This window comes from Flavobacterium sp. W1B (genome assembly GCF_047344965.1).
Taxonomy (GTDB): Bacteria; Bacteroidota; Bacteroidia; order Flavobacteriales; family Flavobacteriaceae; genus Flavobacterium.
This window is the reverse complement of the sequence record NZ_CP178845.1, coordinates 858783-871733: the sequence shown is the minus strand read 5'-3', so window position 1 is coordinate 871733 and position 12951 is coordinate 858783. Positions and strand designations below refer to the sequence as shown.

8 protein-coding genes and 2 tRNA genes are annotated in these 12951 nt (G+C 36.4%); 2 read left to right on the top strand and 8 right to left on the bottom strand.

Going from position 1 to position 12951, the window contains the following annotated elements; translation table 11 throughout:
- Positions 1–12 precede the first annotated feature (12 nt).
- Positions 13–1302 carry a murein hydrolase activator EnvC family protein gene (locus ACMDB5_RS03845; protein ID WP_413999699.1) on the top strand — a complete coding sequence of 430 codons (1290 nt, stop codon included), beginning with the start codon at positions 13–15 and terminating at the stop codon, positions 1300–1302.
- Positions 1303–1380: 78 nt separating this feature from the next.
- Here the strand turns inward: ACMDB5_RS03845 and ACMDB5_RS03840 are convergent, their stop codons facing one another.
- From ACMDB5_RS03840 to ACMDB5_RS03830, 3 genes are all read right to left on the bottom strand, one after another.
- Complete coding sequence (locus tag ACMDB5_RS03840; protein WP_413999698.1) at positions 1381–2229, bottom strand: polysaccharide deacetylase family protein; 849 nt, start codon at positions 2227–2229, stop codon at positions 1381–1383.
- Between the two features lie 26 nt (positions 2230–2255).
- Positions 2256–3296 carry a hypothetical protein gene (locus ACMDB5_RS03835; RefSeq protein ID WP_413999697.1) on the bottom strand — a complete coding sequence of 347 codons (1041 nt, stop codon included), beginning with the start codon at positions 3294–3296 and terminating at the stop codon, positions 2256–2258.
- Positions 3297–3371: 75 nt separating this feature from the next.
- Complete coding sequence (locus tag ACMDB5_RS03830) at positions 3372–4490, bottom strand: PQQ-dependent sugar dehydrogenase (protein WP_413999696.1); 1119 nt, start codon at positions 4488–4490, stop codon at positions 3372–3374.
- Between the two features lie 252 nt (positions 4491–4742).
- On the opposite strand from ACMDB5_RS03830, the gene ACMDB5_RS03825 reads away from it, so the two are divergent.
- Positions 4743–7178 (top strand): DUF4982 domain-containing protein, encoded by a 2436-nt coding sequence (locus ACMDB5_RS03825; protein ID WP_413999695.1) that lies wholly within the window; start codon positions 4743–4745, stop codon positions 7176–7178.
- A gap of 229 nt (positions 7179–7407) precedes the next feature.
- Here ACMDB5_RS03825 and ACMDB5_RS03820 read toward each other — a convergent pair whose 3' ends face one another.
- The 5 genes from ACMDB5_RS03820 to rseP all read right to left on the bottom strand — a co-directional run bounded on the left by ACMDB5_RS03820 (position 7408) and on the right by rseP (position 12843).
- Positions 7408–9228 (bottom strand): cytochrome-c peroxidase, encoded by a 1821-nt coding sequence (locus ACMDB5_RS03820; RefSeq protein ID WP_413999694.1) that lies wholly within the window; start codon positions 9226–9228, stop codon positions 7408–7410.
- 68 nt (positions 9229–9296) lie between these two features.
- Positions 9297–10769 (bottom strand): alkaline phosphatase PhoX, encoded by a 1473-nt coding sequence (locus tag ACMDB5_RS03815; protein WP_413999693.1) that lies wholly within the window; start codon positions 10767–10769, stop codon positions 9297–9299.
- 219 nt (positions 10770–10988) lie between these two features.
- Positions 10989–11062 (bottom strand) — tRNA-Asn (locus ACMDB5_RS03810).
- Positions 11063–11286: 224 nt separating this feature from the next.
- Positions 11287–11360, bottom strand: a tRNA-Asn gene (locus ACMDB5_RS03805).
- Positions 11361–11499: 139 nt separating this feature from the next.
- A complete protein-coding gene (rseP, locus tag ACMDB5_RS03800; RefSeq protein ID WP_413999692.1) occupies positions 11500–12843 on the bottom strand; it encodes an RIP metalloprotease RseP in 1344 nt (447 codons plus the stop codon).
- Positions 12844–12951 lie beyond the last annotated feature (108 nt).

The following is a 12951-nucleotide window of genomic DNA, read 5'->3' as shown; positions in this document are numbered from 1 at the left end:
TAATTTTTTAAGATGCCAAAATTTCTCCTAAGCCTACTATTTTTATGCATGACTTCAGTTATCTGGAGTCAGTCCTCTCAACAAGAAAAGTTAGAACAGCGAAAAGCCCAGATTCAACAGGAAATCAGAGATAACGAAAAGTTATTGAAGTCTGTAAAATCAAAGGAAAAATCGGCAGTTAATATTTTTACGATTCAAAAAAACAAGATAAGGCTGAAAGAAATCCTGATTAATACTACCGAAAAGCAAACGAAACTTTTGGCAAATGATATGTACATCAATCAGTTGGCAATCAATAAACTCAACAGAGAACTCGATGTTCTTAGAGAGGATTATGCTAAGATGATCGTGAAATCATACAAAAGCCGTTCTGAACAAAGTAGAGCAATGTTCATATTGTCTTCAGAGAATTTTTTGCAAGCTTATAAACGAGCACAATACCTAAAACAGTATACCAGTTTTAGAAAAAATCAAGGAGAGGAGATAAAATCTAAGTCTACTGATCTAGCGGTCTATAATGATAAATTGAACGTTCAAAAAGTAGCAAAACAAAAGTTATTGACCGAAAACAAAAAAGAAAGAGAAGCTCTTGAGGTAGAAAAGAGAGAACAGGAAAAACTGGTCAATTCTATTAAAAAAGACAAAAACAGAATTGTATCAGACATTCGTAAAAAACAGAGAGAAGCCAAAACAATTGACAGACAAATTGATCGTTTAATTCGTGAAGCAATTGCTGAAGCAAACAGAAAAGCGGCTTTGGAAAGAGCAAAAGCAAAGGCATTGGCAAATAATTCTAAGGCAACTCCAAAAGAAGTAGCTGCTACTGTCGCAAAAGCACCAGTCTCTTCTTCTAGAATTGAGTTGACACCAGAATCCAAATTGATAGCTGATAGTTTTAGAGCAAACAAAGGAAGATTACCTTGGCCTGTAGAAAAAGGATTTATTTCATTAGGTTACGGAGACCAGGCGCATCCGGTTTATACTTCGCTGGTTATTCACAACAGTGGTCTGGAAATTACGACCAATGATGGCGCTAATGCAAGAGCCGTTTTTGGTGGGGAAGTTACCAGTGTGATTGTTTTATCTCCAATAAATAAGGCGGTGGTAATTCAACACGGAGATTATTTTACGGTTTATCAAAATCTGAGTTCAGTATCAGTAAGTAAAGGGGATAAAGTAAATGAAAAACAAAGTTTGGGAAGAATAAGAACAAGTTCTGAAACGGGTAAAACAGTATTGAAATTTTTACTTTCACAGAATACAACTTATACTAATCCACAAGGTTGGTTGTCTAATAGATAATCAACACCGTTTATTTAAATAGTAAAAGCCTTGTTTTATAGATAAAACAAGGCTTTTTTTATGGAAATTATTTCAAGACTATTTATTAAATTTTTTTTCGATGTTTTTCAATAGAGATTGCCCAGACATGCCGCCAGGAACAATAATGCGTCTAACGGTAAAAAGGGGATTGCTAACATCTCTTTTGGTAGATAAAATAAAAGCCATTTTATAACCACTTTTTTTCAATTCGGGAATTGCAGCCTCATTCCATAAACCAAACGGATAAGCAAAATAGCTTACAGTTTTGTCCGTAATTTTTTCAAGTTTAGCCTTTGGTTTTACAAATTGTGTTTCCCAATCTTTTCCGGAATATTTTGTAACCATGTGATGATCCCAAGTATGTGCCGCTATGCTATGTCCTTCATCGGATAAATTTTTAATTTGAGCGTCTGTTATATATCCAGCTTTATTAAGACTCACAGTCATTATAAAAAACACACCTTTAAAACCGTATTTTTTCATTTCGGTTGCTCCTATACTGAATTGTTCTTCGCGGCTGTCGTCAAAAGTAATTAGAATCGGTTTTTTGGGTAAAGATTTACCATATACTAAATAATTATACAATTGATCTGGTAAGATAGTTTGGTAACCATTATCATTCAAGGCTTTCATTTGTCCGGCAAAATCGGATGGGTTTACCGAATAGGTTTTCATGTCATTACCGTCACTAGCAAGGATGTTCCGGATGCGATGGTAACATAACACCGGCACTTCTTTTTTGGATAGTATTGTGGTTGCATCAGCTATTGTTAATTTAGGCTCCATTTTTTCTTCGCCATTAGCAGATAGTTTGGAGACTTCTTTTTTGACTTCAGTTTCTTTTTTTTGTTGGCAACTAATGACCAAAAAAAGACAGATTAAAACAGGAAACACAACTTTTTTCATACCTCAAAAATTTATGAATTTTCAATTTATTGATACTGGATGTAAACGGGTTTGGGTTTGAATTTAAGGAGTTCTTCAGGCGTATACATTCCATTAGGATTGTTCTTAGTATCGTTTTTATAAAACAATTTAAAACCGGTAAACTGAACTGGTTCTTTATAAATGTAACTCAAATAAGTTGATCTTTTTAAAACTTTACTGCCAAAACCATCCATGTCTATCACAACTTGTACTTCGGGTACTATTTTTATTTTTTTATAATTGGTTAGCATGCCTTGTGTAAAGCGGTGTACAACAAGTATTTTTGGAGTCAACTTGTTTTCACGGACAATTTTAGCGAGAATAGTAATGGCATCATTGATATCATCAGCGGTAAAACTACCAATTTTAGATCCCGGAATTTCTTTGTTTTTCAATGAAAACTCTGGATCAATTCCCAAATGTACATTGGGCAATTTTAAATATTTCTCCAGTTCGCTGACCTCGGTTTTAACGTTGCTGTGCCCCACTTGTACATCCAAAAACACTAAAGCATCAATGGGTTTTGCCCAGCTCAAAATGGTGTCTATTTGTTTAAAAGGCATGCGCATGCGGTGCATATTGTCTTTTCCGGGTGTTCCTTGTGCCGTTACTGCAATATAATGCAAAGCAGGGATAGCTTTCATAGTAGAATCTGCAGCTTGCCATTTAGCAACTTCTCCCTGTAATTTTTGAATCATTTCTGAACGGGGAAATTCTCCTAAAACGCCCATTCTTTTAGAATACAGATTGCCGTAATAGGCAATAACCCTATGGTAAGGCAATATAGCTCCGGCTAGAGGATATGACGTTTTTACAGGCCATTTTCCGGTGGTGTCGTTATTGCTTAAAGCCAACATTCTTTTGTTGTAATCAGCTGTGTCAATTGTAGTCGATGTTATTTCCTTTGTGGCTTCGGGTGTTACTATCGTCTTTGTTTCTTTTTCTTCTTTTTTTGAATCCACTTCGTCTGCAGCTTTGCTTTGATTGCAACTGGAAACAATAAATAGTGAAGAAAATATAATGAAGGCTATTGCGGAATTTTTCATAAAAAATAAATCTTGGGGATTAAATATATAGCTTTTTAAAGAACGAGCTGTTTATTGAAATAGTATTCGGAAGAGTTATTTATTGGGAACTATTTTTATAATTCCTTTTCCTTCCACACCAATGTAAATATAGCCGTCCGGAGCTTGAACGACATTTCGCACACGTCCAATGTCAGTGGCTATTTTTTGTCGGGCGATAACTTTATTCCCCTTTAATTTTAACAGTTCGAGGTATTGGAATTTTAAGGAACCCACCAGCAAATGTCCTTTCCAATTGGGATAGCGGTTAGAGGTTACAAATGCCATTCCGCTTGGAGCGATTGAAGGAACCCAATAGTAGATAGGATTTTCAATACCCGGTTTTTCTTTTTTGGTGCTGATGGTACTGTCGTCATAATCGATTCCATAGGTAACGATTGGCCAACCATAGTTAGCTCCTTTTTTTATGATGTTGATTTCATCACCTCCTTTCGGACCGTGTTCGTGCTCCCAAATCGCTCCTGTAACCGGATTTTTAGCCAAACCCTGAGGATTGCGATGCCCATAAGAATAAATGGCTTCTTTTGCGCCCGTTTTCCCCACGAAGGGATTGTCTTTCGGTATACTGCCATCATCATTCAGACGGTATATTTTTCCGTTATCACGGTTTATATCCTGAGGGTTTACAAAATGATCCCCACGTTCCCCAGCGGAGAAATACAAATATCCGGCATTGTCAAACGCAATTCGGGAACCAAAATGTTGTCCCTTTGTGGTGTTAGGCGCGCATTTGTATAGTGACTCAATTGCGGACAGACTTCCGTTTTGCAGTTTGGCTCGGATAAGTTGGGTATTGCCGCCTTTACCTTCTCCTTCGCTAGAAGCTAGCGTAAGGTAAATCCAGGGATTTTTCGCATAATTGGGATGCAAAGCAATATCGAGTAAACCGCCTTGACCGTGGTTGTAGACCTCGGGAACATTTTTAATTTGAGATTTCCGACCGTTTTTGATGTGATAGAGTATACCACTTTTCTCGGTTACAAGTAGCGAACCGTCCGGCAACCAAGCCATACCCCAAGGAATGGGAATACCATTGGCTACGGTTTCAAAGCTGCAATTTTTTACTTCATCTTGAAGTGGTATATCGTTCGGATTGGTTTGTGCCTGACTACTGGAAAAAAAGAAAGCTAATAACAGAAATTGGATTTTATTCATGATTTGATTTTTTAAAGCATGCTAGATTTAAAGATAGTAAAAAATGTGGTGATTTTCTTTTTCTTTTTATCGCTGAATTACAGTTTGTTGAAAGGCCTAAGGTTTTTAAGCTTTAATAAATAACGGATTATTTTAAATTAATATTTAAGTTTATAGCCAATTAGATTAGGATTACTTTTTCGGAAAAAATAAAAACACAACTCCTGAAGTAGCCCTTAAATCAAGTATAGAAATAAATACAAACTATTTTAAATGATACAGCTTAGAACTTTCCTCTTTACTTTATTAATAATAACACAAATCACTTTTTCACAAGTACGAACAGTAAGAGAATTAGATAGTAATTGGAGGTTTCAAAAAGGAAATTATGAAAATGCTTCTCAAGAGAGTTTTAATGATTCCAAATGGGAAAAAGTAACAGTACCACATGATTGGGCAATTTACGGACCTTTTAACAAAGAAGTAGACAAGCAAAATATAGCTATTGTTCAAAACGGAGAAAATGTAGCTTCTGAAAAAACAGGAAGAACGGGCGCATTGCCACATATAGGTTCCGCTTGGTATAGAAATAAATTTACAATTACTGCTACTGAGAAAACTAAAAAAGTGATTTTGCTTTTTGAAGGAGCGATGAGCGAGCCACAAGTCTATTTAAACGGGAAAAAAATAGGAGAATGGGCCTATGGTTATGGTTATTTTTATTTTGAGATCTCTGAGTTTATTAAAGAGGGAGAAAATACTTTGGCTGTTAAGTTAACCAATAAAGAGTTTGCCTCTCGCTGGTATCCTGGGGCTGGTTTGTATAGAAAAGTCAGTCTGATTGTCAAAAACAAGGAGAGCATAGAGCAGTGGGGTACAAATATTACAACACCATTTATTAGTGCCGAAGTTGCTAAAGTAAATATTAAAACGAAGGTTTCCGGAGAAAATGGTTATCTAGTGACTACTATTTTTGATGCGGATGGAAAAGTTTTAAATTCGGATAAAGCGACTACCCAATTTGGAAAGGAATTGGATCAAAATATTAAAGTTGACAATCCGAAATTATGGAGTCCTGAGAATCCGTATTTGTATAAAGCCGTTTCGCAATGGTTTGTAGGGAATGAGTTAAAAGATGAAGTTAGCACTCGTTTTGGAATTCGGGAGATAAAGTATGAAGCGAACAAAGGATTTAGTTTAAACGGAGAAATAACAAAATTCAAAGGGGTTTGTCTGCACCACGATTTAGGACCATTAGGAGCGGCAGTAAATATAGCGGCTTTACGTCGTCAATTAACCATATTAAAAGATATGGGTTGTAATGCGATTCGCAGTTCGCATAACATGCCTTCCTTAGAGCAATTAGAGTTGTGTGATGAAATGGGTTTTTTATTTCTTGCTGAAAGTTTTGATGAATGGGCTAAACCCAAAGTTGAAAATGGCTACCATCGATTTTTTGAGGAATATGCCGAAAAAGATATTGTTAATTTAGTTCATGCCACTAGGAATCATCCCTGTATTGTGATGTGGAGTTCCGGCAATGAAGTTCCCGATCAATGGGGATCAGACGGAGCAAAGCGTGCCAAATGGCTGCAAGATATTTTTCATAGAGAAGATCCTACGCGACCGGTAACGGTAGGAATGGATCAGGTAAAAGCAACTATGGAATCTGGTTTTGGTGCCTTGCTGGATATTCCAGGATTAAACTATCGAGTGAATCTATACCAAGAGGCTTATAACAAATTTCCACAAGGATTTATTTTGGGTTCCGAAACCGCTTCTACAGTAAGTTCAAGAGGGATTTATAAATTTCCGGTGGTACAAGCAAAAAACAAACAATATGCTGATTTTCAATCTTCGTCTTATGATTTAGAAGCCTGCAGCTGGTCTAATGTACCAGATGAAGATTTTGTTCTTCAAGATGATAAACCTTGGGTTATAGGTGAATTTGTATGGACCGGATTTGATTACTTAGGCGAACCTACGCCTTATGATGAGAGCTGGCCATCGCGTAGTTCTTATTTTGGGATTAATGATTTAGCGGGTTTACCCAAAGATCGATTCTATTTGTATAGAAGCCGTTGGAACAAGAAAGACGAAACCCTACATATTTTACCACACTGGAATTGGGAAGGACGCGAAGGTCAAGTAACACCCGTTTTTGTTTATACCAATTACGAAAGTGCAGAGCTTTTTGTAAATGGCAAAAGTATGGGAATTCAAAAAAAGAATACTTCTAGCCCTCAAAACAGATATCGTTTGATGTGGATGGATGTAAAATACGAGCCAGGAACCGTGAAAGTGGTTGCCTATGACAAAGACGGAAAAGCAGTTTCCGAAAAAGAAATGCATACCGCAGGAACGCCATTCAAAATTGTGCTTAACGCCGATAGAAAAACAATTCAAGCCGATGGCAAAGACTTATCTTTTGTTACTGTTTCGGTAGTTGATAAAAACGGAATTCCTTGCCCTACGGCTACTAACCAATTGCAATTTAAGGTAAACGGAAAAGGAAAATACAGAGCAGCCTGTAATGGTGATGCAACTTCATTAGAACAATTTCATTTGCCTACAATGAAGTTGTTTAGTGGACAATTAGTGGTGGTGTTGCAATCGCTAGAAGAAACCGGAACGATGGAACTTAGCGTTACAGGCAAAGGTTTAAAAACGGGGAAACTAAAGGTAGACATCGTTAATAAGCAGTTATAAAGTGTTGTGATGAATGAGTTATTTTACCTGTTTATATTAAAAGTAAATCATTATTTATTAAAAACAGTATCTAAGTGATATTCTAAAAAATTGATATTATTTTTTAGTGAAGCTAGGAGCGAAAAAAAGAGACCATCCAGAACGGACGGTCTCTTAAAAAACTTTTCTTGGAAGAAAAGCAAAAAAAATAAAAACAGCGTTTATATAGGTCAAGAAGCCTATTTATGATTTAATCTTGATATTTTTCGTCGGTTAAGGTTTCCATAAAAGCGATTAGGGCTTTCTTTTCTTTTTCGGTGAGTTTTAATTCATCCGAAGGCAGACTTTGGTTGTCAACTGCTATCCCAGAGCCAAGTCCTCCGCCTTTGTTATAAAAATCGATAACTTCTTCTAAGGTCGAGAATGCGCCATTGTGCATGTAAGGAGCGGTTACTGCAGCATTTCTCAGCGTTGGCGTTTTGAATGCGTTTTTTAATTGGGGCATTTCGTATTGGATATATCTTCCCAAATCGGGACTTATTTTCAGACCGTTTTTATGTTCGGGTGTGCCAATAATCTCGTGCTCGGTTTTATTGAATTTTGGTGGAACCGTTCCGTTAAATAGCGGAATGAAATGACAAGTAGCACATTTGGCTTTGCCTGAAAAAAGATTGAAACCTAGTTTTTCTTCGGTTGTAAAATCATTTGATTCTCCTCGCATGTATTTGTCAAATTTGCTATCGAATGCGTTTAGGGAACGGATGTAACTCGCCAAAGCATTTTGGATTTGCCATTCTTCTATTTTCTTGGATTTTGGAAAAGCTGCCTGAAATGATTTCTGGTAGGCTTTGTCTTTGCTTAGGATTCCGATAATGTTGGATATGTCGCCGTGCATTTCTTCTTTGTTCTGAATCACATCTGTGCTTTGTTTTTCTAAATCCAATTGGCGCATATCCCAAAACTGGGCATTCTGCAAGGACGCATAGGTTAGTGTAGGTGTATTGCGATACAGGTTTCCACCTTTTAAAGAGGTGTTGGTTTTCAAATTATCGGCGAAAGCCAGCTCCGGATTATGGCAGGAAACACAACTTCTGGTTTTGTCTTTTGAAAAAGAATTTTCATTGAATAGTTGTTTTCCCAAAGCCGCTTTTTGGGTGGTAAATTGGTATTCTTTTGAAGGGATAAAAGCATTTACATCAAAGGCATCTTTGTCAAAAATGGTTGTAGCATTTGGATTGAGGGCGTTATTTCGGTCTATGTTTTTTATGGCATTTGTTTTCTGAAAGACAATCAGATTTTTGCTGATTGGGTTTAAAAAATTCTTGATAAAATGAGCTCTGTCGAACGTGTTAAAATCCGAATTTTTTTGGCAATATTTGGCTGCTTCTGAGCAGAGCTTCACTATCTTTTTTTCTATCAGCTCTGACATCTTTCCCTTGTAGTTCATTTTGCTAATCAAAACACCTAAGGCGTTCAAACTTGCTTTTGTTTCCGGTATCGATTGTAAAGCAATTGGGGAATCAAATCCGGTGATTCCGAGTGCTAGAATCCGGTTGATCTGCATTTTTGAAGCATCTAAAACATAATCATCAGAAATGGTGATCACGCTCAAACTTTGCTTGACCTGATTCAAATTAGCTTTGATCATTTTTATTTCACGAACTAAATCGGTTTTGTTTTTTGGGTCGTAATCAGGGTAAAGTAGTTCTTCTATTACCTGAAAACCATTGGGAGGTAAAAATTTGTTTTCGGCAACTTCCAGTTCATCCAAAGCAGGACCATTAATGAACCGAGCCGGATCCGGAGTGAAATATTCAACAGCCCATTCTATTTTTTTATAGGACAGTCGTGCCGATTGGAAAGCTTGGTGAATCTTTTTTTGGTCAGTTTCTTTTTCGGAGATGTGTTGAAAATCATTTGTTATTTGTTCAAACTTCTCAACATCTGCTAATAGCTCTTGCTGTAGGGTCAAGGGTACGTATTCTTTTTCGCAACCTAATAAAAAGAAGGCAAGAGTAAAGTTGATAATAAGAATGATTTTTCGGCTACAATTCTTTTGGGACAATTTCATTTTTTAGGTAATATATAAACCAAGACAACCCATAATGGAGGTTGCCTTGGTTTAATTGGTGTCAAAAATTATTTTTGAACGTTTCTGATAATTACGGTTTGACCGCCTTCTTTATTAGTGTTTACGCCACTTCCGTCAGGATTTAAGAAAGCGTCTTTTTGCCAAGTGTGCGGGTGAATGTTAACGATAAATGTGTTTGGAACTCCAATCACATCAGAAATGTCTTCCATAGCTCCATATTCCCAACTTCCTAATTTGGTTGTTCCCGTTTGGTTGTAAGTTGCGTTCCAAACGGCGTCATCCCTTTTATGGTTCATGGTCAACCAAGGTTTGTTCGCTTTTGTGGCGATGTTGTATTGCCAGATATAAGAATCGTGTTTCGCAGCGGCATAGTAAGAATCTCCATCTTCTTGGATGTAAACATAGTTTTCGGTCACACAAATGTTATCTGGATTTATAATTCCGGTACCTGGAGTAGAATCGCCTTCAACTACTAATTCTAATTTTCCTAATAATGGATTGTTGTCGTTCAAGACTAATCTGTATACTCTTCCCCACATCGTGTATCCAGAAACTGGAGCGTCACCGCTAGCTTGACCAGTAGCCGTAAAATAAATTTCTCTATTGTTTTTGGCAGAACCTTTTCTGTAATCTACATCTTCCACTCTTGAAAAACGAATAGCTCCTAAATTATTTACAGCCGTATTGATTGCCGCTCCGGTTAAGTTCTTGGCATTTGGAATCTCAACAAAAGAGACATCAAAAGAGTTGCCTACTGTCATAGAAGTTTCAACTTGAACTCCGTCATTTCTTTTTAAGGCATATAGTTTACCATTGGTAAGATCTCCAACAACATCACTTACATACATGATGACTTGTCCAGCACTAGTGTGTCCAGTTGAATAGCTTTGGTCTTCGCCAATTAAAATTACCGTTTTGCCCGTATAAGCGGCTTTTGTAAGCGGAACAGCATTTTCCATGCTTGCTTTACCTAAGGCTGGTAAAACGCGATCTGTTCTGCTTTTTTGGCTGCTTAAGCTAAAAGGATCAATTCCGTGTACCATACTTTCTTCTCCACTTTCTCCTGCGGTTAAAAATAGTGGTCCAAATCCGTGAATTGCTGGAGTAGCTAAGGTTGCAGAGCACAATCTGGTCAAGCCTCCAATTCCGTCAACGATATAATCTCCTTTTATAGGTTTTAATGTTTTGTCAAAATAGACTCTGGAAACCGATTTTAATATCTCGTGATTTGTAATCATCATGTAACCGTCTCCGTTTGGATCTTTCATGAATCCAGCTCCGTCAGGTTGTGCTCCATATACGAAAGAAGGAGATTGTGACAATACATCAGTACTGCTGATTAATGAAGTAATTTTTAGGTTTTCGAAGCCTTCCTTAGCCACTACCAAAGCCGGCATCGATGAAGTATTAAAATCAATTAAAGCATTCGGCTTATCTTCGTTATTGTCATTTTGACAACTTACCGCCGATAAACTTACTACAGATAAAAGCCCGAGTTGTTTTAGGTAATTAAATTTCATGATTCTTTTTTAAAATTATTTTTGACAAAGAAACAGCGAAGAAATTTTATAGAAGTTAATGGATTTTATGGAAATAGTGATCCTTTCGTTAAGCACAAGTGATGCTAACATTACCAAGTTAATTTTAAGTAAAGAAAAAGTGGAGAGACTTTCTAAAAGATTTTTTTAATAAAGTATAGAAACAAAAAAAGCCCAACATTGCTGTCAGGCTTTAAAAAGCTCCCTCTCTTGGGCTCGAACCAAGGACCCTCTGATTAACAGTCAGATGCTCTAACCAACTGAGCTAAGAAGGAAACTGTATATTTAAAATGCGATTAGGAACGTGTTTATTGTGCTTTTGTTGACGTTGTTTATTTGTCGAAGCGGTTGCAAAGATAGACTATCATTTGGTTTGTGCAAATAAAAATTTGCCTAATCCCCAACTTTTGCAGCTGATTCAATAAAACACGGTGAAGTTGTGTTTTGTTCAGTTTAGACCAAAAAAAAGCCCGACATTGCTGTCAGGCTTTTTAAAAAGCTCCCTCTCTTGGGCTCGAACCAAGGACCCTCTGATTAACAGTCAGATGCTCTAACCAACTGAGCTAAGAAGGAAACTGTATATTTTTATATATAAGAACTTTTTAATCTTTTTTGATGCTTTATTGTGATGTTTGTTTCAGTTGTAAAGCGGTGCAAAGATAGGCTATCATTTGGTTTTTGCAAATAAAAATCAAACTTTTTTTTATTTTTTTTACTTCCCGATAATTGCCTTGTAAATATCGTTTCCGTTAGCAAATAAAAGCAAGGTTATAAGTAAAACAAAACCAACCATTTGTGCGTTTTCTAAGAATTTATCACTTGGTTTTTTGCCTGAAATTATTTCATACAATAAAAACATTACATGACCACCATCAAGCGCCGGAATAGGTAATAAGTTCATAACTCCAAGCATAATTGATAGCAAAGCTGTGATAGACCAGAAAACTTCCCAGCTCCAATTACTAGGAAAAATATCAAATATGGCTTTAAATCCGCCAACTTGTTTGTATGCACCCGTACTTGGACTGAAAATCATTTTTAGCTGTTTTCCGTAACCTACTAATTGGTTTTTTCCTTTCTCAATTCCCACAGGAATGGATTCTAAGAAACTAAATTCTTGTGTACTCACTTTATAGTACCCCATTTTTTCTAGAGATGAAAGACCCAATGCACCTAGTTGAACACCCAGTTTTCCTTCTTTATTAATTGCGACATGAACTTGTTCTTCCTTTTGGTTACGTAAAACTGTTGCAACAATAGTTTTACCTTTGTTGTTTTCTAAGATGATTTTAGCCTGATCAAAGTATTTTGCAGTTTGCCCGTTAAGAGTTAAAACAACATCTTTAGGTTTCAGTTCTGCATTGGCAGTCTCATCACTAATGGCGCCTATTACAAATGGCATCCTGAAATCAAGTAATAATCCTTTTTCAAATTTCGAAAGTTGGTCCACAAAATCATTAGGCATTTTTATGGTTTGTTCGATACCATTTCTTTCGATTAGTACCTCTTTGGCCAAGATGATTTTCATGTTGATGTCGTTGTCAAACTTGACAATTTTTGTTCCATCAGCCGCCAAGATTTTATCTCCCGTTTTGAAACCTGCTTTTAGCATCACTGGATTCTCAATCAAAAGACCGTCTTTCAAATCAGCATTAGCAATATAGGTGTCGCCATAGGTAAAAGCCATCCCTATGTAGATGATAAAAGCCAAAATAAAGTTTACAGTAACCCCGCCCAACATAATAATCAAACGTTGATAAGCTGGTTTAGAGCGAAATTCCCAAGGTTGTGGTGGCAAAGCCATTTGTTCTTTATCCATACTTTCGTCTATCATACCGGAAATTTTTACATATCCGCCCAAAGGCAACCAACCAATTCCGTACTCCGTTTCGCCGATTTTCTTTTTTATAAGGGAATATTTCACGTCAAAAAACAAATAGAATTTTTCGACTCTAGTTTTGAATAATTTAGCAGGAATAAAATGTCCTAATTCGTGAAGTATAATAAGTAATGATAAACTCAATAAAAATTGAGAAAGCTTGATAAATAGATCCATTTTTAAATTTTAATTCTTTTTATAACTCACAAAAGTAAGGTTTTCTATTTGTATTATACGTAATTATTGCTTCATAAGCTTTTAAATATTTGTTAATTATTCCGATTT

Coding starts and splice junctions, on each gene's coding strand:
- ACMDB5_RS03845 (WP_413999699.1), top strand. CDS start 13: ATGCCAAAATTTCTCCTAAGCCTACTATTTTTATGCATGACTTCAGTT.
- ACMDB5_RS03840 (WP_413999698.1), bottom strand. CDS start 2,229: ATGAAAAAAGTTGTGTTTCCTGTTTTAATCTGTCTTTTTTTGGTCATT.
- ACMDB5_RS03835 (WP_413999697.1), bottom strand. CDS start 3,296: ATGAAAAATTCCGCAATAGCCTTCATTATATTTTCTTCACTATTTATT.
- ACMDB5_RS03830 (WP_413999696.1), bottom strand. CDS start 4,490: ATGAATAAAATCCAATTTCTGTTATTAGCTTTCTTTTTTTCCAGTAGT.
- ACMDB5_RS03825 (WP_413999695.1), top strand. CDS start 4,743: ATGATACAGCTTAGAACTTTCCTCTTTACTTTATTAATAATAACACAA.
- ACMDB5_RS03820 (WP_413999694.1), bottom strand. CDS start 9,228: ATGAAATTGTCCCAAAAGAATTGTAGCCGAAAAATCATTCTTATTATC.
- ACMDB5_RS03815 (WP_413999693.1), bottom strand. CDS start 10,769: ATGAAATTTAATTACCTAAAACAACTCGGGCTTTTATCTGTAGTAAGT.
- rseP (WP_413999692.1), bottom strand. CDS start 12,843: ATGGATCTATTTATCAAGCTTTCTCAATTTTTATTGAGTTTATCATTA.